This window comes from Rubrivivax soli, assembly GCF_049810355.1.
GTDB lineage: Bacteria > Pseudomonadota > Gammaproteobacteria > Burkholderiales > Burkholderiaceae_C > Rubrivivax.
The window spans coordinates 4,606,798-4,627,575 of sequence record NZ_CP187368.1; the positions used below are offsets into that span (position 1 = coordinate 4,606,798).

The 20,778-nt window shown below is 69.4% G+C and carries 19 protein-coding genes; 13 read left to right on the forward strand and 6 right to left on the reverse strand.

Annotated elements, in window-relative coordinates; translation table 11 throughout:
• Positions 1-10 precede the first annotated feature (10 nt).
• Positions 11-1,945, reverse strand: coding sequence for a bifunctional 2',3'-cyclic-nucleotide 2'-phosphodiesterase/3'-nucleotidase (locus tag ACPOLB_RS21170; RefSeq protein ID WP_425258024.1), 1,935 nt, complete (start codon positions 1,943-1,945; stop codon positions 11-13).
• A 98-nt stretch (positions 1,946-2,043) separates the two neighbouring features.
• Between ACPOLB_RS21170 and ACPOLB_RS21175 the strand changes: the two genes are divergently transcribed.
• The gene (locus ACPOLB_RS21175; protein ID WP_425258025.1) at positions 2,044-2,769 is read left to right on the forward strand and encodes a PepSY domain-containing protein; all 726 of its coding nucleotides are present in this window, start codon (positions 2,044-2,046) and stop codon (positions 2,767-2,769) included.
• A 51-nt stretch (positions 2,770-2,820) separates the two neighbouring features.
• On the opposite strand, the gene acnB is transcribed toward ACPOLB_RS21175, so the two are convergent.
• On the reverse strand, positions 2,821-5,418 hold the full coding sequence (gene acnB / locus ACPOLB_RS21180) for a bifunctional aconitate hydratase 2/2-methylisocitrate dehydratase (protein WP_425258026.1): 2,598 nt from the start codon (positions 5,416-5,418) through the stop codon (positions 2,821-2,823).
• Between the two features lie 117 nt (positions 5,419-5,535).
• Positions 5,536-6,552: an HpcH/HpaI aldolase/citrate lyase family protein gene (locus ACPOLB_RS21185; RefSeq protein WP_425258028.1), complete on the reverse strand. Its 1,017-nt coding sequence runs from the start codon at positions 6,550-6,552 to the stop codon at positions 5,536-5,538.
• A gap of 104 nt (positions 6,553-6,656) precedes the next feature.
• On the opposite strand from ACPOLB_RS21185, the gene ACPOLB_RS21190 reads away from it, so the two are divergent.
• From ACPOLB_RS21190 to ACPOLB_RS21200, 3 genes are read left to right on the forward strand one after another with little or no spacing between them, the layout of a single operon-like run.
• Complete coding sequence (locus tag ACPOLB_RS21190; protein WP_425258029.1) at positions 6,657-7,637, forward strand: tripartite tricarboxylate transporter substrate binding protein; 981 nt, start codon at positions 6,657-6,659, stop codon at positions 7,635-7,637.
• 9 nt (positions 7,638-7,646) lie between these two features.
• Positions 7,647-8,099 (forward strand): tripartite tricarboxylate transporter TctB family protein, encoded by a 453-nt coding sequence (locus tag ACPOLB_RS21195; RefSeq protein ID WP_425258030.1) that lies wholly within the window; start codon positions 7,647-7,649, stop codon positions 8,097-8,099.
• Between the two features lie 45 nt (positions 8,100-8,144).
• The gene (locus tag ACPOLB_RS21200; RefSeq protein ID WP_425258031.1) at positions 8,145-9,644 is read left to right on the forward strand and encodes a tripartite tricarboxylate transporter permease; all 1,500 of its coding nucleotides are present in this window, start codon (positions 8,145-8,147) and stop codon (positions 9,642-9,644) included.
• On the opposite strand, the gene ACPOLB_RS21205 is transcribed toward ACPOLB_RS21200, so the two are convergent.
• Complete coding sequence (locus tag ACPOLB_RS21205) at positions 9,628-10,614, reverse strand: malate dehydrogenase (RefSeq protein WP_425258032.1); 987 nt, start codon at positions 10,612-10,614, stop codon at positions 9,628-9,630. The two genes, ACPOLB_RS21200 and ACPOLB_RS21205, sit on opposite strands and share 17 nt — an antisense overlap.
• 119 nt (positions 10,615-10,733) lie before the next feature.
• On the opposite strand from ACPOLB_RS21205, the gene ACPOLB_RS21210 reads away from it, so the two are divergent.
• The 9 genes from ACPOLB_RS21210 to ACPOLB_RS21250 all read left to right on the forward strand — a co-directional run bounded on the left by ACPOLB_RS21210 (position 10,734) and on the right by ACPOLB_RS21250 (position 18,727).
• Complete coding sequence (locus ACPOLB_RS21210; RefSeq protein WP_425258033.1) at positions 10,734-11,477, forward strand: GntR family transcriptional regulator; 744 nt, start codon at positions 10,734-10,736, stop codon at positions 11,475-11,477.
• A 116-nt stretch (positions 11,478-11,593) separates the two neighbouring features.
• Positions 11,594-12,016 carry a succinate dehydrogenase, cytochrome b556 subunit gene (gene sdhC / locus ACPOLB_RS21215; protein ID WP_425258034.1) on the forward strand — a complete coding sequence of 141 codons (423 nt, stop codon included), beginning with the start codon at positions 11,594-11,596 and terminating at the stop codon, positions 12,014-12,016.
• A gap of 11 nt (positions 12,017-12,027) precedes the next feature.
• Positions 12,028-12,390 (forward strand): succinate dehydrogenase, hydrophobic membrane anchor protein, encoded by a 363-nt coding sequence (gene sdhD, locus ACPOLB_RS21220; RefSeq protein ID WP_425258035.1) that lies wholly within the window; start codon positions 12,028-12,030, stop codon positions 12,388-12,390.
• Between the two features lie 7 nt (positions 12,391-12,397).
• On the forward strand, positions 12,398-14,191 hold the full coding sequence (sdhA, locus tag ACPOLB_RS21225) for a succinate dehydrogenase flavoprotein subunit (protein ID WP_425258036.1): 1,794 nt from the start codon (positions 12,398-12,400) through the stop codon (positions 14,189-14,191).
• 16 nt (positions 14,192-14,207) lie between these two features.
• Positions 14,208-14,912 (forward strand): succinate dehydrogenase iron-sulfur subunit, encoded by a 705-nt coding sequence (locus ACPOLB_RS21230; protein WP_425258037.1) that lies wholly within the window; start codon positions 14,208-14,210, stop codon positions 14,910-14,912.
• Positions 14,912-15,199 carry a succinate dehydrogenase assembly factor 2 gene (locus tag ACPOLB_RS21235; protein WP_425258038.1) on the forward strand — a complete coding sequence of 96 codons (288 nt, stop codon included), beginning with the start codon at positions 14,912-14,914 and terminating at the stop codon, positions 15,197-15,199. The genes ACPOLB_RS21230 and ACPOLB_RS21235 overlap by 1 nt, the downstream gene beginning before the upstream one ends.
• A 15-nt stretch (positions 15,200-15,214) precedes the next feature.
• The gene (gene gltA, locus ACPOLB_RS21240) at positions 15,215-16,525 is read left to right on the forward strand and encodes a citrate synthase (protein WP_425258039.1); all 1,311 of its coding nucleotides are present in this window, start codon (positions 15,215-15,217) and stop codon (positions 16,523-16,525) included.
• Between the two features lie 16 nt (positions 16,526-16,541).
• Positions 16,542-17,468, forward strand: a complete 927-nt coding sequence (locus ACPOLB_RS21245) for an HDOD domain-containing protein (RefSeq protein ID WP_425258040.1) — start codon at positions 16,542-16,544, stop codon at positions 17,466-17,468.
• Positions 17,465-18,727, forward strand: coding sequence for a tetratricopeptide repeat protein (locus ACPOLB_RS21250; protein ID WP_425258041.1), 1,263 nt, complete (start codon positions 17,465-17,467; stop codon positions 18,725-18,727). Before ACPOLB_RS21245 ends, ACPOLB_RS21250 begins: the two co-directional genes overlap by 4 nt.
• Here the strand turns inward: ACPOLB_RS21250 and sucD are convergent.
• Both sucD and sucC read right to left on the reverse strand, forming a co-directional pair.
• Positions 18,711-19,604 (reverse strand): succinate--CoA ligase subunit alpha, encoded by an 894-nt coding sequence (gene sucD / locus ACPOLB_RS21255; RefSeq protein ID WP_425256808.1) that lies wholly within the window; start codon positions 19,602-19,604, stop codon positions 18,711-18,713. The genes ACPOLB_RS21250 and sucD overlap by 17 nt on opposite strands.
• A gap of 11 nt (positions 19,605-19,615) precedes the next feature.
• A complete protein-coding gene (sucC, locus tag ACPOLB_RS21260; protein WP_425256807.1) occupies positions 19,616-20,776 on the reverse strand; it encodes an ADP-forming succinate--CoA ligase subunit beta in 1,161 nt (386 codons plus the stop codon).
• Positions 20,777-20,778: the final 2 nt, after the last annotated feature.

Consider the following 20,778-nt stretch of genomic DNA (forward strand, 5'->3'; position numbering starts at 1 on the left):
CCCGGCGCGCTCATGGACGCAACTCGTACAGCGCCGAGCCGTCGCCGTTGTCGCGCACCAGCGCGATGTTCGGGTGGCGCGCCAGGTGCGCGATGCCGCCCGCGCCCGACGTGAAGCGCAGCTGCACGCCCGGCACCGGCAGGATGCGCCAGTTGGCGTCGGCGGACGGGTCCACCTCGCGCGTGGCCAGCAGGTACTGCACCAGCGCCTCGCGGTTCTCGTCGGGGGCGTCGACGACGATGTTGCTGCCGTCCAGGCCGGGGAAGTTGCCGCCGCCCGAGGCACGGTAGTTGTTGGTGGCGACGATGAAGCTCGCGGCGTCGTCGATGGGCTTGCCCTGGTGGCGCAGGTCGACGATGCGGCGCGCGCCCGGCGCCACCAGCTTGCCGGCGCGGTCGTAGCGCGCGGGCTGCGTGACGTCGATCGCGTACTGCACGCCGTCGAGCGTGTCGAAGTTGTAGCTGGGGAAGGCGGTGTTCACCAGTTCCTGCTGCGGCGGGCCGGCGGGGTCGATGCGCTGGAACTGGCCGGCCGCCATCTCCAGCCACTCGCGCACCTGCGCGCCGCTGAGCCGCACGGCCTTCAGCGTGTTGGGGTAGATGTAGAGGTCGGCCACGTTGCGCAGCGCGAGCGCGCCGGCGGGAATGTCGGTGTAGTGGCTCCAGCCCTGGCGGCCGCCGGTCTTGAAGGGAGCTGCGGCCGACAGCAGCGGCAGGCCCTCGAAGGCCGTGCCCTGCAGCGCGCGGCGCGTGTAGGCCAGCTGCGCCTGCGACACCAGCTGCACCGAGGGGTCGTCGGCCACCTGCGCGAAGTAGCTCTGGATCGGCGTGCTGCTGCGCGCCACGGCCGAGCGCATGTGGGCCACGGTGCCGGCGTGTTCCTCGGCCACCAGCTGCGCCACCTGCGGGTCGGCATCGACCAGCGGCCGGCGCGTGGCGCGGTCGCGGATCGGGCGCAGTGCCGCGCGGCTGTCGGCCACGCGCCAGCGGCCGCCGGTGTTGTCGAGCACGAGGTCGATGACGCCGAGGTGGTCGCCCCAGCGCCCGGGCATCACCGCGGGCACGCCGTTGATCGTGCCCTTGTCGAGGTCCACCCTCGCGTGGTCGGCGAAGAAGCGGCTCGGGAACTCGCCGTGCAAATGCCCGAACAGGATCGCGTCCACGCCCGGCACCTCGGCGATGCGCGCCACCGAGTTCTCGGCGAAGGCCGGCGTCTCGCCGCGTTCGAAGCCCGAGTGCGGGATCGCGACCACGAGGTCGGCGCCGCGTGCGCGCATCTCGGGCACGTAGCGGCGCGCCGACGCCAGGATGTCCTGCGCCGTCAGGCGGCCCTGCAGGTGCGTGCGGTCCCACAGCAAGATCTGCGGCGGCACGAAGCCGATGACGCCGATCTTCAGCCGGTGCGCCTGGCCCGCGGTGTCGGTGAACGTGCGCTCCAGCAGCACGTACGGCGTGAAGGCCGGCTTGTCGTTGGCCGGGTTGCCGTCGCCGTCGTCGACCGTGACGTTGGCGCTGACATACGGGAAGTTGGCACCGGCGATGGCCTGGCGCAGGAAGGGCAGGCCGTAGTTGAACTCGTGGTTGCCGATGTTGCCGGCGTCCACGCCCAGCGCGTTCAGCACCTTGTACGCCGGGTGGCGCTGGCCGGGCTGCAGCGGCTTCACGCGCGCGACGAAGTCGCCCAGCGGGCTGCCCTGCAGCAGGTCGCCGTTGTCGAACAGCAGGCTGTTGGCGACCTCGGCGCGCGCGGCCTTGATCAGCGTGGCGGTGCGCGCCAGGCCGTATTCGTCGGTGGGCTTGTCCTGGTAGTAGTCGTAGGCCAGCAGGTGCATGTGCAGGTCGCTGGTCTCCAGGATGCGCAGGTTCAGCGTGGCGGCCTGCAGTGCGCCCACGCCCAGGGCCAGGGGCAGCAGCAGGGCCAGGCGCAGCGCGCGGAAGGTGGTCATGGTCGGCGGGCCGTTCGGCGGTGGACCGGCGAGGTTAGCAAAGCGCGCGCCGGCAGCACAATGCACGGCCCTGCACGTCCTGCGCCCCCCGTCCCGCCATGAGCCGCCTTTCCGCCACCACCTTCCGCATCCACCGCTGGCTCGGCTGGATCGTCGGCCTGCAGGTGCTGGTGTGGGTGCTGGGCGGGCTGGTGTTCGCGTGGCTGCCGTTCGACGGCTGGGTGAAGGCCCGCGACACCGTGCAGCCGCCCGCGGTGCAGCTGCCCGCGGGATGGGCGCAGCGCGTGGCGCCGGCGCTGCAGGATCTGGGCGCGGTGACCAGCGTCGCGGCCGTGGCCACGCCGATGGGCCCGGCGCTGCGGGTCGTGCCGGTGGACGGCGCGCCGCGGCTGCTGCCGGCCGACGGCCGTGCCTGGGTCGCCCCCGACGCCGCCGCGGTGCAGCGTTTCGCGGCGGCGATGCACAAGCAGCAGGCGCCCGTGCGCGACGTGCAGCGCCTGGCCGAGGCACCGCGGCGGCTGGGCCTGGTCGACGAAGTGGGCGGTCGGCGCGACCTGTGGCGCGTGCGCTTCGACGATGCGCTGGGTTCGCGTGTGTACCTCGACGGCGCCACCGGCGTGCTGCTGGCCGTGCGCACCGAGGCCTGGGTCTGGTACGACTTCCTGTTCCGCCTGCATGTGATGGACTACGGCGGCGGCGAGGACTTCAACAGCACGCTGATGCGCGTGGCATCCACCGTCGCCTTCGGCCTGGTGCTGGCGGGCACGGTGCTGGCCGTGCTGGCGCTGCAGCGGCGCTGGCGCCGGCACCGCGCGCGGGCATGAAAAAAGCCCGCCGGTCGAACCTGGCGGGCTTCGGGGACGGGCGCGGCGGCGTCAGCAGGCCGGGGCGGCGCTCAGGTCCTTGGCGACTTCCGCGTACTCCTCGATCTGGTCGAAGTTCATGTAGCGGTAGACCTTCGCGCCGTCCGCGTTGATGACGCCCATGTCGGCGTGGTACTCGGCCACGCTGGGCAGCCGGCCCAGCTTCGACGCGATGGCGGCCAGCTCGGCGGAGGCCAGGAACACGTTGGTGTTCTTGCCCAGGCGGTTCGGGAAGTTGCGCGTGCTGGTCGAGACCACGGTCGCGCCTTCCTTCACCTGGGCCTGGTTGCCCATGCACAGGCTGCAGCCCGGCATCTCGGTGCGCGCACCGGCGCTGCCGAAGTTGGCGTAGTGGCCTTCCTTCGTCAGCTCGGCGGCGTCCATCTTGGTCGGCGGCGCCACCCACAGCTTCACCGGGATGTCGCGCTTGCCTTCGAGCAGCTTGCTGGCGGCGCGGAAGTGGCCGATGTTGGTCATGCAGCTGCCGATGAAGGCTTCGTCGATCTTCGTGCCGGCGACTTCGCTCAGGAACTTCGCGTCATCGGGGTCGTTCGGGCAGCAGAGGATCGGCTCCTTGATGTCGGCCAGGTCGATCTCGAGCACGTGCGCGTACTCGGCGTCCCGGTCGGCTTCCAGCAGCGAGGGCGCGGCCAGCCAGTCCTGCATCTTCGCGATGCGGCGCTCCAGGCTGCGGCGGTCGGCATAGCCCTGGGCGATCATGTTCTTCAGCAGCACGATGTTGCTGTTGAGGTACTCGATCACCGGCTCCTTGTTGAGCTTGATCGTGCAGCCGGCGGCCGAGCGTTCGGCCGAGGCGTCGCTGAGCTCGAAGGCCTGTTCGACCTTCAGGTCGGGCAGGCCCTCGATCTCGAGGATGCGGCCCGAGAACTCGTTGATCTTGCCGGCCTTGGCCACCGTCAGCAGGCCCTTCCGAATGGCAAACAGCGGGATCGCGTGCACCAGGTCGCGCAGCGTGATGCCGGGCTGCATCTGGCCCTTGAAGCGCACCAGCACGCTCTCGGGCATGTCCAGCGGCATCACGCCGGTGGCGGCACCGAAGGCCACCAGGCCCGAGCCTGCGGGGAAGCTGATGCCGATGGGGAAGCGCGTGTGGCTGTCGCCGCCGGTGCCCACGGTGTCGGGCAGCAGCATGCGGTTGAGCCAGCTGTGGATGACGCCGTCGCCCGGGCGCAGGCTGATGCCGCCGCGGTTGCTGATGAAGGCCGGCAGCTCGCGGTGGGTCTTCACGTCCACCGGCTTCGGGTAGGCCGCGGTGTGGCAGAAGCTCTGCATCACCAGGTCGGCGCTGAAGCCCAGGCAGGCCAGGTCCTTCAGCTCGTCGCGCGTCATCGGGCCGGTGGTGTCCTGGCTGCCCACCGAGGTCATCTTCGGCTCGCAGTAGGTGCCCGGGCGCACGCCCTGGCCCTCGGGCAGGCCGACCGCGCGGCCCACCATCTTCTGCGCCAGCGTGAAGCCGGCCTTCGTGGCGGCCGGCGGCTGCGGCAGGCGGAACGTGGTGCTCGCCGGCAGGCCCAGGAACTCGCGCGCCTTGGCCGTGAGGCTGCGGCCGATGATCAGGTTGATGCGGCCGCCGGCACGCACCTCGTCGAACAGCACGTCGCTGCGCAGCTGGAAGCTGGCCACCTCGACGCCGTTCTTCAGGATCTTGCCGTCGTAGGGCAGGATGTCGACGACGTCGCCCATCTCCAGCTTCGACACGTCGACCTCGATCGGCAGCGCGCCGCTGTCTTCCTGCGTGTTGAAGAAGATCGGCGCGATCTTGCCGCCCAGCGTGACGCCGCCGTAGCGCTTGTTCGGCACGAACGGGATGTCCTTGCCGGTGGCCCAGATGACGCTGTTGGTGGCGCTCTTGCGGCTGGAGCCGGTGCCGACCACGTCGCCGACGTAGGCCACCAGGTGGCCGCGCTTCTTCAGGTCCTCGATGAACTGCATCGGGCCGCGCTTGCCGTCTTCCTCGGGCGTGATGCCCGGGCGCGCGTTCTTCAGCATCGCCAGGTAGTGCAGCGGGATGTCGGGGCGGCTCCAGGCGTCGGGCGCCGGGCTCAGGTCGTCGGTGTTGGTCTCGCCGGCCACCTTGAAGACGCTGACGGTGATCTTCTTCTCGACCTCGGGGCGGCTGGTGAACCACTCGGCGTCGGCCCAGCTCCGCATCACTTCCCGGGCCTTGGCGTTGCCGGCCTTGGCCTTCTCGGCGACGTCGTTGAAGAAGTCGAACATCAGCAGCGTCTTCTTCAGCCCTTCGGCCGCCACTGCGGCGACCTCGGTGTCGTCGAGCAGCTCGATCAGCGGGTGCACGTTGTAGCCGCCGACCATGGTGCCCAGCAGCTCGGTGGCCTTGGCCTTGGTGATCAGGCCGACCTGCAGCTCGCCGTGCGCCACGGCGGCCAGGAAGCTGGCCTTCACCTTGGCGGCGTCGTCCACGCCCGGCGGCACGCGGTGCGTCAGCAGGTCCAGCAGGAAGGCTTCCTCGCCGGCGGGCGGGGCCTTGATCAGCTCGATCAGGGCAGCGGTCTGCTGGGCCGACAGCGGCAGCGGCGGGATGCCGAGCGCGGCGCGTTCGGCGGCATGTTGACGGTAGGCGGTGAGCACGGCGTTCTCCTGCAAGGGTCGGGTCGGATTGGCAACTTGTATTTTATGTCTTATATAAGACTGATCAAGTGCATTCTGCGCAGGGCTGGGGCCCGGTGGCGCGCAGCAATCGGTGGTTCAGGCCGCGGCGAACCAGGCCAGGCGCACCTCGGCGGGCAGCTGCGCGCCACCGTGGAACGAGGTGCGGTGCGCGCGTTCGAGCACCTGCCAGAAGTAGCGGTAGCTGGCGCGGTCGTGCAGGCGGTCGTCGCCGTGGCGGATGGGCGCCCAGCCCGCGGCCTGCGCGGCCTGCAGGATCTCGATCGCCTGGTCGACCTCGGCGATGGTCGGCGCAAACGCATCGACGATGGTGCGGATCTGGCCCGGGTGGATGCTCCACATGCGCGTGTAGCCCAGCAGCTGCCCGGCCATCTCGGCGGCGTGCTGCAGCGCCTGCTGGTCCTTGAACTCGGTGACGACGCAGTGCGACGGGACCTTGCCGTGGCCGTGGCAGGCGGCGGCGATCTCGAGCTTGGCGCGCACGATCAGCGGGTGGTCGAACTGGCCTTCGGCGCCCATCGCGCTCTGCGGAATGGCACCGCGGTGCGCCGAGACGAAGTCCATCAGCCCGAAGCTCAGCGACTCGATGCGCGGGTGCGCCGCGATCGCCTGCACCTCGCGCAGCGCGCCGTGCGTCTCCACCAGCGCGTGCAGCGGGATGCGGCGCGCGATGCCGTGGCGGCGGGCCGCGGCGTCCACGGCATCGGCGGCGCGCTGCACGTCGGCGACGCCGCGCACCTTGGGCACCATCAGGTAGGCCAGCCGGGCGCCGGCGCGCTGCACCAGCAGGTCGACCACGGCGTCGAACCGGGCATGGTCCACCGGCTGCACGCGCGCACCGACGCGGTCGTGGTGGTTGTCGGGGCCGTTCACGAGCTCGGCGATCAGGTGCGCGTGCTCGATCTCGCCGCCCACTGGCGCGCCGTCTTCGCCGTCGAGCGTGACGTCGAACACCGGGCCCATCTCGACCTGCAGCTGCAGGCTCTTGCGCATGCGCGCCTCGACGCCGCTGTAGTGGTCGCACACCGGCAGTTGCGGCACGGCCGCATCGTCGGGATCGAACAGGGCTTCGCGGGGATGGACGCGGTTCGTCATGGGGGTGCTGGCGGCCTGCGTGGGTGTTTCCCCGATTGTCGCCGAGCAGGGGCGGTGCGAAATTGCCCGCTCCCCGTGTTAATCATATGATGATTGGAGACCCCATGCGCAGAGCCTCGTTCGTAGTTGGCCGTCGTGTGTTGCTGGCGGGTGCCGCGGCCCTGGTGGCCGTCGGTGCACATGCGCAGAGCTATCCGCAGCGGCCGATCACGATGATCGTGCCCTGGGGCGCGGGCGGCGGCACCGACGCCGTGGCGCGCATGGTGGCGAGCCTGGTCGAGAAGGACCTGGGGCAGCCGGTCAACGTGGTGAATCGCACCGGCGGCTCGGGCGTGGTGGGGCATCAGGCGATCGCCAGCGCCGCGCCCGACGGCTACACGATCGGGATGATCACGGTGGAGATCACCATGATGCACCACCAGAAGCTCACCGACCTGAACCCGACGAGCTACACGCCGATCGGCCTGGTGAACCTGGACCCGGCGGGCTTCCAGGTGCGCGCCGACGCGCCCTACAAGACCATGAACGACGTGCTGGCTGCCATCAAGGCCAACCCGGGCAAGTTCAAGGCCTCGGGCACGGGGCAGGGCGGCATCTGGCACCTGGCGCTGGCGGGCATGCTGCGCGACGCGAAGATCGACCCGGCCAGCGTGCCCTGGGTGCCGAGCAACGGCGCCGCGCCCGGCCTGCAGGACCTGGCCGCCGGCGGCGTCGAGTTCGTGCCCTGCTCGCTGCCCGAGGCGCGTTCGCTCATCGACGCCGGCAAGGTGAAGTCGCTGGCCGTGATGGCCAGCAGCCGCTCGGCGCTGTACCCCAACGTGCCGACGCTGAAGGAAGCCATCGGCAGCGACTGGGGCACCGGCGCCTGGCGCGGCATCGCGGCACCGAAGGGCCTGCCGCCGGCCATCGCGGCACGCCTGGAGGCCTCGGTGAAGAAGGCCTACGAGAGCAAGGAATACAAGGACTTCATGACCCAGCGCGGCTTCGGCATGCTGTGGGGCACGAGCACCGAGTTCGCCAGCTTCATGCAGAAGGCCGACGCCGACATGAAGGCCGTGATGACGGCCGTGGGCATCGCGAAGTAAGCCCGTCCCGTGCAACGCATCGACCGCTGGCTGGGCCTGGCGCTGGCCCTGCTGGGCATGGCCGTGTTCTGGAGTTCGCGCGCCTTCCCGGCCGTGCCGGGGCAGAAGGTGGGCGCGGGCTTCCTGCCCGGGCTGGTCGGCATCGGGCTGCTGCTGTGCGCGGTGGGCCTGCTGCTGCGCAGCCGGCGCGCGCCCGCCGAGCCCGACGGCGTGCGCGAGACCGAGCACTACGGCGCCGCCGCCGTCATCGTGGCGGTGGCGCTGGCCTACATCTTCCTGGCCGACTGGCTGGGCTTCCTGCTGCTGGCGCCGGCCGGCCTGCTGGCCGTGTTCCTGGCGCTGGGTGTGCGGCCTCAACCGGCGCTGCTGTGGGCGCTGGGCGGCACGGCGGTCGTGCACGTGGGCTTCTACAAGCTGCTGCGCGTGCCGCTGCCCTGGGGGCTGCTGCCCCCGCTGTACTGACCGCCGCCGAACCCGGCGCCGACCCCACAGCCGGAACCCTGCCCGATGGACGCCATCTTCACCGCCTTCGGGCTCGTCTTCCAGCCCTACGTGCTGGCCGTGATCCTGTGCTCGGCGGTCTACGGACTGTTCGTGGGCGCGATCCCCGGCCTCACGGCCACGATGGCCACGGCGCTGCTGGTGCCGGTGACCTTCTTCATGCCGCCGGTGCCGGCCGTGGCGGCGATCGTCACGGCCACCGCGATGGCCATCTTCAGTGGCGACATCCCGAGCGCGCTGCTGCGCATGCCCGGCACGCCGGCCAGCGCCGCCTACACCGACGAGGCTTACAAGCTCACGCGGCGCGGCCAGCCCGAGCTGGCGCTCGGCGCCGGCCTGGTGTTCAGCGTGCTGGGCGGCATCTTCGGCGTGCTGGTGCTGATCGTCGCCGCGCCGGCGCTGGCCGAGGTGGCGCTGAAGTTCAGCTCGTTCGAGTACTTCTGGCTCGTGATGCTGGGCTTCACCTGCGCCATCTTCATCGCCGGCAGCGACCCGCTGAAGGGCATGGTGTCGCTGCTGCTGGGCCTGCTGATCGCCTGCGTCGGCCTCGACAACCCGGCCGGCGCGCCGCGCTACACCTTCGGCAACGCCGAGCTGATGGGCGGCATCTCGCTGATCCCGCTGATGATCGGCATGTTCGCCATCTCCGAGGTGCTGCGCTTCGCGGTGCGCACGAACCAGCCGGTGATGGCCATCGACCGGCCGTTCGGCAACGTCTTCAGCGGCATCTGGGCGCTGCTGAAGAAGTACCCGAAGCAGCTGCTGCGTGGCTCGATGCTGGGCACGGCGGTCGGCGCGCTGCCCGGCGCGGGCGCCGACATCGCGGCCTGGATGAGCTACGCGATGTCGAAGAAGTTCTCGAAGGAACCCGAGAAGTTCGGGACCGGCCACGTCGAGGGCATCGTCGAGTCGGGCGCAGCCAACAACGCGGCGCTGGGCGGCGCGTGGATCCCGGCGCTGGTGTTCGGCATCCCGGGGGATTCGATCACCGCCATCGCCATCGGCGTGCTGTACCTGAAGAACATGAACCCGGGGCCGACGCTGTTCGTCGACAACCCGCAGAACATCTACGCCGTCTTCATCGTCTTCATCCTGGCGCAGCTGCTGATGCTGCCGCTGGGCTGGATGGCGATCAAGGCCGCCAAGCGCGTGCTGCGGATCCCGGCGCGGGTGCTGATGCCGCTGATCCTGCTGTTCTGCATCGTCGGCAGCTTCGCCATCAACAACACCGTGTTCGGCGTCGTCGTGATGCTGGTGGCCGGCGTCGCCGCGTTCTACATGGAGCGCTGGGGCTTCCCGGTGGCACCCACCATCCTGGGCGTGGTGCTGGGCACCATGCTCGAAGAGCACTTCTTCAGCAGCCTCGTCAAGGCCGACGGCAACTTCCTGGTGTTCTTCGAGCGCCCGATCGCCGCCGCGCTGGGGGCGCTGACGCTGGCGATCTGGCTGTGGCCGCTGGTGCGCCGGCTGCGGCGCACCAGCGCGCCGGTCAGAGCAGGTGCTTGACGCCGTCCTGCTCGCCGGTCAGTTCCGCCAGCGTCTTGTCGATGCATTCCTGGCTGAAGGCATCGATGGCCAGGCCTTCGACGATGCGGTACTTGCCGCCTTCGCAGGTGACCGGGTAGCCGAACATCACGTCCTTCGGGATGCCGTACTCGCCGTTGCTGGGCACGCCCATCGTGACCCAGGCGCCGTTGGTGCCGAGCGCCCAGTCGCGCATGTGGTCGATGGCGGCGTTGGCTGCCGACGCCGCCGACGACACGCCGCGCGCAGCGATGATGGCCGCGCCGCGCTTGCCCACGGTGGGCAGGAACGTGTCCTTGTTCCAGACGTGGTCGTTGATCATGTCCTTCACCGAGGCGCCGTCGATGGTGGCGAAGCGGTAGTCGGCGTACATGGTCGGGCTGTGGTTGCCCCACACCGCCAGCTTCTGGATGCTGGCCACCGGCTTGCCGGTCTTGGCCGCGATCTGGCTGAGCGCGCGGTTGTGGTCCAGGCGCAGCATGGCGGTGAAGTTCTCGCGCGGCAGGTCGGGCGCGCTCTTCATCGCGATGTAGGCGTTGGTGTTGGCCGGGTTGCCCACCACCAGCACCTTCACGTTGCGGCTGGCCACGGCGTTCAGTGCCTTGCCCTGCGCGGTGAAGATCTGCGCGTTGGCGGCCAGCAGGTCGGCGCGTTCCATGCCGGGGCCGCGCGGACGGGCGCCGACCAGCAGCGCGTAGTCGGTGTCCTTGAAGGCGGTCATCGGGTCGCTGTGCGCTTCCATGCCGGCCAGCAGCGGGAAGGCGCAGTCTTCCAGTTCCATCATCACGCCCTTCAGCGCTTCCTGGGCCTTCTCGACCGGCACTTCCAGCAGCTGCAGGATGACGGGCTGGTCTTTGCCCAGCATTTCGCCCGAGGCGATGCGGAACAGCAGGGCATAACCGATCTGGCCGGCAGCGCCGGTGACGGCCACGCGGACGGGCTTCTTGCTCATGGGGAAGTCTCCTGAAGAGGGGGGGAAGGAGGGGAGGGAACGGCAAAACCGGGCAGCCCGTGATTTTAGCTTTGGCAGCCTGACACATGTCTTATGTCTTATGTAAGACAATAGGGCGCATGACCGATTCCGCGCTCGCCGCGCCCACCCCGTCGTTCCTGCCGCTGTACCAGCAGATCAAGGATCTGCTGACGCGCAGCCTGCAGTCGGGCGAGTGGAAGCCCGGCGAAGCCATCCCGAGCGAGATCGAGCTGGCCGCCCGGTTCAAGGTCAGCCAGGGCACGGTGCGCAAGGCCATCGACGAGCTCGCCACCGAGAACCTGCTGGTGCGCCGGCAGGGCAAGGGCACGTTCGTCGCGACGCACGCCGAAGAGAACACGCAGTACCGCTTCCTGCGCCTGAAGCCTGACGAGGGCGTGGCCCCGGGCATGCAGCGCCGCCTGCTCGACTGCCGCCGCATGCGCGCGCCGATGGACGTGGCGCGGGCGCTGGAGCTGAAGGGCGGCGAGGCCGCGGTGCAGTTGCGCCGGCTGCTGCTGAGCGACGGCCGCCCCGTGGTGCTCGACGACATCTGGCTGCCCGGCAACCTGTTCAAGGGGCTCACCGCCGAGAAGCTCGGCGGCTACCGCGGGCCGATGTACAGCCTGTTCGAGACCGAGTTCGGCGTGCGCATGATCCGCGCCGAAGAGAAGATCCGCGCCGTGCCCGCCGGCCCGGAGGAAGCTGCCATCCTGGACTTGCCGGAAGGCGCACCTCTGCTGTCGGTGGAGCGACTATCGTTCACCTACGGCGACAAGCCTGTCGAACTGCGGCGCGGGCTCTACAACACCGCGACACACCACTACCGCAACGAACTCAACTGACCACGCATCCTCCAGTTCCATGTAAGTCTGCTGCGTTGCAATAAACTCTTTCCGGGTTACGGACTGAGTACAACGCGCGGCGCCGACCACAAGGCATCAAGGACAACACCCCTCCCATGGCCACCACACCCCGCCCGGTCTACCGCAACATCCACATCACCGACATCGCCCGCTACAGGCTGCCGCCCGCGGGCGTGGTGTCCATCCTGCACCGCATCAGCGGCGCGGTGATGTTCCTGCTGCTGCCCTTCATCGTCTGGCTGTTCGACGTCAGCCTCACGTCCGAGATCTCCTACGAACGCTTCACCAGCGCCTTCGTCGCCGGCATCGGCTTCGTGCCTGCCTGGTTCGTCAAGCTCGTGGTGCTGGCGCTGATCTGGGCGTACCTGCACCACTTCATCGCCGGTGTGCGCCACCTGTGGATGGACGCCACGCACAGCGTCACGAAGCAGCAGGGCCACTCCAGTGCCGTCTTCACGCTGGTCGCCAGCGTGCTGCTCACGCTGGTGCTGGGCGCCAAGCTGTTCGGTCTGTACTGAGGTCTTTCGACATGGCCACGAATCATGGTTCCAAGCGCATCGTCGTCGGTGCGCACTACGGCATGCGCGACTGGCTCAGCCAGCGCGTCACCGCCACGCTGATGGCGGTCTTCACGGTGCTGCTGCTGGTGCAACTGCTGATGCCAGGCCCGCTGGGTTACGACCGCTGGGCCGGCATCTTCGCCGCGCAGTGGATGAAGCTGCTGACCTTCGTCGTCATCGTGTCGCTGGCCTGGCACGCCTGGGTCGGCGTGCGCGACATCTGGATGGACTACGTCAAGCCCGTGGCCGCGCGGCTGACGCTGCAGGTCCTGACCATCGTCTGGCTCGTCGGCTGCGCCGGCTGGGCCGTGCAAGTGCTCTGGAGGCTGTAAACACATCATGGCACTCGCCAACATCACCAAGCGCAAGTTCGACGTCGTCATCGTCGGGGCCGGCGGCTCCGGCATGCGCGCGTCGCTGCAACTCGCCCGCGCCGGCCTCAACGTGGCCGTGCTGTCCAAGGTGTTTCCGACGCGTTCGCACACGGTGGCGGCGCAGGGCGGCATCGGCGCCTCGCTCGGCAACATGTCCGAGGACAACTGGCACTACCACTTCTTCGACACCGTCAAGGGCTCGGACTGGCTGGGCGACCAGGACGCGATCGAGTTCATGTGCCGCGAGGCGCCGAAGGTCGTGTACGAGCTCGAACACTTCGGCATGCCGTTCGACCGCAACCCCGACGGCACGATCTACCAGCGCCCGTTCGGCGGCCACACCGCCAACTACGGCGAGAAGCCCGTGCAGCGCGCCTGCGCCGCGGCCGACCGCACCGGCCACGCGATGCTGCACACGCTGTACCAGCAGAACGTGAAGGCCCGCACCAACTTCTTCGTCGAGTGGATGGCGCTGGACCTGGTGCGCGACAGCGAGGGCGATGTCGTCGGCGTGACCGCGCTCGAGATGGAAACCGGCGACGTGCACCTGCTCGAAGCCAAGACCACGCTGCTGGCCACCGGCGGCGCGGGCCGCATCTTCGCCGCCAGCACGAATGCGTTCATCAACACGGGCGACGGCCTGGGCATGGCCGCGCGCGCGGGCATCCCGCTGGAAGACATGGAGTTCTGGCAGTTCCATCCCACCGGCGTGCACAACGCCGGCGTGCTGCTGACCGAAGGCTGCCGCGGCGAAGGCGCGATCCTGCGCAACAGCAACGGCGAGCGCTTCATGGAGCGCTACGCGCCGACGCTGAAGGACCTGGCGCCGCGCGACTTCGTCAGCCGCTGCATGGACCAGGAGATCAAGGAAGGTCGCGGCTGCGGTCCGAACAAGGACTACATCAACCTCGACATGACGCACCTGGGCGGCGACACCATCATGAAGCGCCTGCCCAGCGTGTTCGAGATCGGCCACAACTTCGCCAACGTCGACATCACGAAGGAGCCGATCCCCGTGGTGCCGACCATCCACTACCAGATGGGCGGCATCCCGACCAACATCCACGGCCAGGTGGTGATGCCGAAGAACGGCAACCCCAACGCGGTGGTGAACGGTCTGTACGCGGTGGGCGAATGTTCTTGCGTCAGCGTGCACGGCGCCAACCGCCTGGGCACGAACTCGCTGCTCGACCTGCTGGTGTTCGGCCGCGCCGCCGGCAACCACATCGTCGCCGCGCACGCCGCGGGCGTGTCGCACAAGGACCTGCCCAAGGACGCCGCCGACGTGTCGCTGGCGCGCCTGGCGCGCCTGGACGGCAGCAGCAGCGGCGAGTACGCGCAGGACGTCGCCAATGACATCCGCGCCGCGATGCAGCAGCACGCCGGCGTCTTCCGCACGCAGAAGTCGATGGACGAGGGCGTGGTGAAGATCCAGGACCTGGCCGAGCGCGTCAAGGCGATCACGCTGAAGGACAAGAGCAAGGTCTTCAACACCGCGCGCATCGAGGCGCTGGAAGTCGAGAACCTGATCGAGGCCGCGCAGGCCACGATGATCTCGGCCGCCGCCCGCCGCGAGAGCCGCGGCGCGCACTCGGTCGACGACTACGCCGACACGCCGCAGCACCCGAACGGCCGCAACGACGCCGAGTGGATGAAGCACACGCTGTGGTACTCCGAGGGCAACCGCCTCGACTACAAGCCGGTGAACCTCAAGCCGCTGACGGTGGAATCGATCCCGCCCAAGGTCCGCTCGTTCTGAACAAGGCAGTCCCGACATGACGCTCCGCACCTTCCAGATCTACCGCTACGACCCGGACAAGGACGCCAAGCCCTACATGCAGACGCTGCAGGTCGAGCTCGACGGCAGCGAACGCATGCTGCTCGACGCGCTGATGAAGCTCAAGCAGGTCGACCCGACGCTGAGCTTCCGCCGCAGCTGCCGCGAAGGCGTGTGCGGCTCCGACGCGATGAACATCAACGGCAAGAACGGCCTGGCCTGCCTGACCAACATGCGCACGCTGCCGGGCACCGTGGTGCTCAAGCCGCTGCCGGGGCTGCCCGTCATCCGCGACCTCATCGTCGACATGACGCAGTTCTTCAAGCAGTACCACTCGATCAAGCCCTATCTCGTGAACGAGCAGCGCCCGCCCGAGAAGGAGCGCCTGCAGAGCCCCGAGGAGCGCGACGAGCTCAACGGCCTGTACGAGTGCATCCTGTGCGCCAGCTGCTCCACCAGCTGCCCGAGCTTCTGGTGGAACCCGGACAAGTTCGTCGGCCCGGCCGGCCTGCTGCAGGCCTACCGCTTCATCGCCGACAGCCGCGACCAGGACACCGAGGCGCGCCTGGACAACCTCGAAGACCCGTACCGGCTGTTCCGCTGCCACACCATCATGAACTGCGTCGATGTCTGCCCGAAGGGGCTGAACCCGACGAAGGCCATCGGCAAGATCAAGGAAATGATGGTGCGGAGAGCCGTGTGATGTCCGAGCGCCTCGACGAGCGGGGCTTGAGCAAGCTGCGCTGGCGTTGCCGCCGCGGCCTGCTCGAGAACGACCTGTTCGTCGAGCGCTTCTTCCGCCGCCACGAGGAGACGCTGACGACAAGGCAGGCCGACGGGTTGCTGACCCTGATGGACCTGCCGGACAACGACCTGCTCGACCTGCTGCTCGCACGGCGCGAACTGCAAGCCGAGATCGACCGCCCCGAAGTGCGCGAGGTGCTTGCGCAACTGCGCGAGCCGCCCACCAACGCACCCCGCCCGAGCTGAAGAAAGGCCACCGTGATGACCCCCTCCGACGTCAAAGCCACCCTGTCGTTTTCCGACGGCAGCCCCAGCATCGACCTGCCCCTGTACAAGGGCAGCATCGGGCCCGACGTGATCGACATCCGCAAGCTCTACGGGCAGACCGGCAAGTTCACCTACGACCCGGGCTTCCTGAGCACGGCGTCGTGCCAGAGCGGCATCACCTACATCGACGGCGACAAGGGCGAGCTGCTGTACCGCGGCTACCCGATCGAGCAGCTCGCCACGCAGTGCGACTTCCTCGAGACCTGCTACCTGCTGCTGAAGGGCGACCTGCCCGACGCGAAGCAGAAGACCGACTTCACCAAGCTCGTCACGAACCACACGATGGTCAACGAGCAGATGCAGTTCTTCCTGCGCGGCTTCCGCCGCGACGCGCACCCGATGGCGGTGCTGACCGGCCTGGTCGGCGGCCTGTCGGCCTTCTACCACGACAGCACCGACATCACGAACCCGGTGCACCGCGAGATCTCGGCCATCCGCCTGATCGCGAAGATGCCGACCCTGGTGGCCATGGCCTACAAGTACGGCATCGGCCAGCCCTACATCTACCCGAAGAACAGCCTCAGCTACTCGGCGAACTTCATGCGCATGATGTTCGCGACGCCGTGCGAGGAGTACGAGCCGAACGACGTCCTGGTGCGTGCCATCGACCGCATCTTCATCCTGCACGCCGACCACGAGCAGAACGCCAGCACGTCCACCGTGCGCCTGTGCGGTTCGTCGGGCACCAACCCGTTCGCGGCCATCGCCGCCGGCGTGGCCTGCCTGTGGGGCCCGGCGCACGGCGGTGCCAACGAAGCGGCGCTGAACATGCTGGAGGACATCCAGCGCGCCGGCGGTGTCGAGAAGATCGGCGAGTTCATCAAGCAGGTGAAGGACAAGAACTCCAACGTCAAGCTGATGGGCTTCGGCCACCGCGTCTACAAGAACTACGACCCGCGCGCCAAGCTGATGCGCGAGACCTGCCACGAGGTGCTGAACGCGCTGGGCCTGCACAACGACCCGCTGTTCAAGCTGGCGATGGCGCTGGAGAAGATCGCGCTGGAAGACGAGTACTTCGTGGCGCGCAAGCTGTACCCGAACGTCGACTTCTACAGCGGCATCGTGCAGCGTGCGCTCGGCATCCCGGTCAGCCTGTTCACGGCCATCTTCGCGCTCGCGCGCACGGTGGGCTGGATCGCGCAGCTCAACGAGATGATCGGCGACCCCGAGTACAAGATCGGCCGCCCGCGCCAGTTGTTTGTGGGCTCGGCGCGACGCGACGTGACGCCGATCGCTCAGCGCTGAGCGAGAATGCGCCAGCATGAACTGGCTGGCGCGACTGTTCTCTCCACGCAAGTCTGAAGCCCCGCCTGCAGTCCCGGCTGCAGTGCCGGCGGCACGCAACGCCCCCGCCAGCGCCCCCACCAGCGGGCCGGACACCCCGCCCGCCGATGCGGGCGCTTTCCTGCCCTGGCTGCTGCAGGGCCCGCCGCTGCGGCCCGGGCCGGTGTCCGACACCGAGCAGCGTGCACTGCATGCGCTCGACAAGGTGCTGGCCCTGCCGGTGCTGCCCGACGAGCTGCTGCCCCGCGCCGCAGCGCTCATTCCGCAGCTGCTGGCCATGCTGCGCCAGAGCGACCTGCCTGTGCCTGCGCTGGCGCAGCGGGTGGCCAAGGACGTGGTGCTCACGGCCGAAGTCCTGCGCCTGGCCAGCAGCCCGTACTACCGGGCACAGGCGGCCGTCACCGACCTCCAGCAGGCCATCGCGCTGATCGGTGTCGCCGGCCTGCAGGCAGTGATCGCGCGGGTCGTGCTCAAGCCGATGTTCGAAGCTGCGCCAGGGCCGCTGAGCGCGCGCGCAGGCGCCCGCCTCTGGGAGCACGCCGAGGCGCTGGCGGCGCACACCGCCGAGCAGGCCACCGCCGCCGGCACGCAACCCTTCGACGGCTACCTCGCCGGCCTGCTGCACGGCAGCGGCTGGACCATCGCGCTGCGCGCGCTCGACCGCGCCCGCCTCGACCTGCCCATGCCGTGCAGCGAGTCGTTCGCGCTCGCGGCCGCCGATCGGGCGCACCGCCTCTTCGGTCAGGCGGCGCAGCGCTGGACCATCACGCCGGCGTTCAGCGCCTTCGGTACCGACGCGCGCCAACGTGCGCTGGCGGCCAGCCGCGACCCGCTGGCAGCCGCATTGCGGGCAGCGCAGCCTGCTGCCCTCGCGGCGCTGTCCTCGGAACAGCCTGCCCCATGAGCCGCCACGACGACGATCCTGCGGTGCAGTCCACCGTCGATGCCCTGCTGCAGCAGGCCTGGGACCTGCGCCACGAAGACAGCCGCGCCGCGTTGGCCCTGAACGAACGCGCCTGCGTGCTGGCCTGGAACGCAGGCCTGCCGCATGCCGCGGCCACGAGCCTGCTGCGCGTGGCGCTGTGCCACCTGATCCTGGGCGACGACGACGCACGCACCCAGCGCCAGGCGGAACAGGCAGCGGCGTTGCTGCAGGGTCTGCACGACCGCGCCGGCGAAGCCGAGGCGCTGAACCTGCTGGCACACCTGCACAGCCGGCGCGGTTCGGGCCAGACGGCGCTCGACCTCTACCACCGCAGCCTCGCGCTGTACCGGCAGACCGGCGACCGCAACGGCGAAGCCGGCGCGCTGCAGAACCTGGCGCTGAGCCTGCTCGACCAGCAGCGTCTGGCCGACGCGATGGAACTCGGTGCGGCCAGCCTGGAGATCTCGACCGATCTGGCCGACACGCGCGGGCAGGCCTATGCCCTGCTGTGCATCGGCCGCGCGCTGGCTGTCTCGGGCGACCATGCCGCGGCAGCCGACCATTTCGAACGCTGCCTGGCGCTGGCCGGCACCACGCGCGACCGCGCCTTCGAGTGCAGCAGCCGCATCGCTCTGGGCGAAGCCCTGGCCGCGCTGGGCCGCGCCGATGCCGCTCGGGCGCAGCTGATGAAGGCGCTGGAGCTGGCGCGCGGCACGGGCAACCGCGGCGATCTCGCCGAGGCGCTGCTGGCGCTGGGCCACGCCGAGCAGGCCGCCGGGCAGATCGACGCGGCGCGTGCGCTGTTCAGCGAGGCCCTGCAGGCGCAGGCGCCGCTTGGCAACCGTCGCCTCGAAGCGGCGGCGCTGCGCGGCCTGGGCTGCAACGACCACCTGCGCGGCGACACCGCAGCCGCGCTGCAGTCGCTGCAGGGCGCACTCGATGCCGCGCAGGCGGCGGGCGCAGCCGAACTGCTGGCCGACCTGCACGCCGCGATGGCCGACCTGCACGAGGCCGCCGGCGCGGCACAGGCCGCGCTGGCGCACTGGCGCCAGTTCCACGCCATCGAACAACGCCTGCGCGGCCCGGGCGTGCAGCGGCGCATCCGCGATGTGCTGCTGCACACCCGGCTGCAGCCGTTGCGGCGCGAGATGGAACACCACCGGCGCCGCGCCCAGGAACTGGGCACCCAGCTCGAGGCCTACCGGCGCACGCCGCCGCGCCCTACAACAGGCTCTTGAGCAGGCGCCCCATCTCGGAGGGGTTGCGGGTGATGGTGAAGCCGCACTCCTCCATGATGGCGAGCTTGGCGTCGGCGGTGTCGGCGCCGCCGGAGATCAGCGCGCCGGCATGGCCCATGCGCTTGCCCGCGGGCGCGGTGACGCCGGCGATGAAGCCCACGATCGGCTTCTTCATGTTGGCCTGGCACCAGCGCGCGGCCTCGGCCTCGTCGGGGCCGCCGATCTCGCCGATCATGATCACCGCATCGGTGTCCGGGTCGTCGTTGAACAGGCGCATCACGTCGATGTGCTTCAGGCCGTTGATCGGGTCGCCGCCGATGCCCACCGCGCTGCTCTGCCCGATGCCCAGCTCGCTGAGTTGCGCCACGGCCTCGTACGTCAACGTGCCCGAGCGGCTGACCACGCCCACGCGGCCTCGTCTGTGGATGTGCCCCGGCATGATGCCGATCTTGATCTCCTCGGGCGTGATCAGCCCGGGGCAGTTCGGCCCCAGCAGCAGCGTCTTCTTGCCGCCGGCCGCCTCCTTGGCCTTCATGCGGTTGCGCACCAGCAGCATGTCCTTCACCGGGATGCCCTCGGTGATGCAGACCACCAGGTCCAGGTCGGCCTCCACCGCCTCCCAGATCGCCGCTGCGGCACCGGCCGGCGGCACGTAGATCACGCTCACCGTGGCGCCCGTGGCCGCCTTGGCGTCCTGCACGCTGGCGTGGATCGGGATGCCCTCGAAGCTCTCGCCGGCCTTCTTCGGGTTCACGCCGGCCACGAACGCAGCCTTGCCATTGGCGTAGGCCTGGCAGCCCTTGGTGTGGAACTGGCCCGTCTTGCCCGTGATGCCCTGGGTGATGACCTTGGTGTCCTTGTTGATCAGGATGCTCATGTTCCAGTCCCTTACTTGACGGCGTTCACGATGGCCGTGGCGGCCTCTGCCATGGTGTCGGCAGCGATGATGGGCAGGCCGGAGTCGGCCAGCATCTTCTTGCCCAGGTCTTCGTTGGTGCCCTTCATGCGCACCACCAGCGGCACGCTCAGGTTCACCGCCTTGCATGCCGCGATCACGCCCTCGGCGATGGTGTCGCACTTCATGATGCCGCCGAAGATGTTGACCAGGATGCCCTTCACTTCCGGGTTCTTCAGCATGATCTTGAAGGCCTCGGTGACCTTCTCGGCGGTGGCGCCGCCGCCGACGTCCAGGAAGTTCGCCGGCTCGCCGCCGAAGAGCTTGATGGTGTCCATCGTGGCCATCGCCAGGCCCGCGCCGTTGACCAGGCAGCCGATGTTGCCGTCCAGGCTGATGTAGGCCAGGTCGAACTTGCTGGCCTCGACCTCGGCCGGGTCTTCCTCGTCGAGGTCGCGGTAGGCGACGATCTCGGGGTGGCGGAACAGCGCGTTGGCGTCGAAGTTGAACTTCGCGTCCAGCGCGATCAGGTGGCCCTGGCTGTCGCGGTTGAGCGGGTTGATCTCCACCAGCGAGGCGTCGGTGTCCATGTAGCAGGCGTACAGCTTCTGGAAGATCTCGATCGCTTGCGCGGTGCTGTTGGCCGGCAGCCCGATGGCGTCGGCGATCTTCCTGGCCTGCGCCTCGCCCAGGCCGGTGAGCGGGTCGATGAACTCGGTGACGATCTTCTCGGGCGTGCTGTGGGCGACCTCCTCGATGTCCATGCCGCCTTCGGAACTGGCGATGAAGGCGACCTTCTGCGTGGCGCGGTCGGTGACCAGCGACACGTAGTACTCCTTCTGGATGTCGGCGCCTTCCTCGATGTACAGGCGGCGGACCTTCTGGCCCTCGGGGCCGGTCTGGTGGGTCTTGAGCTGCATGCCCAGGATCTGGCCGGCGAGTGCCTTGACCTCGTCGAGCGAGCGCGCGAGCTTGACGCCGCCGCCCTTGCCGCGGCCGCCGGCGTGGATCTGCGCCTTCACGACCCAGACCGCGCCGCCGAGCTTCTGTGCCGCCTCTTCGGCCTCGCGCACCGTGAACGCGGCGTGCCCGCGCGGCACCGGCACGCCGTGCGCGCGCAGCAGTTCCTTGGCCTGGTATTCGTGGATCTTCATCG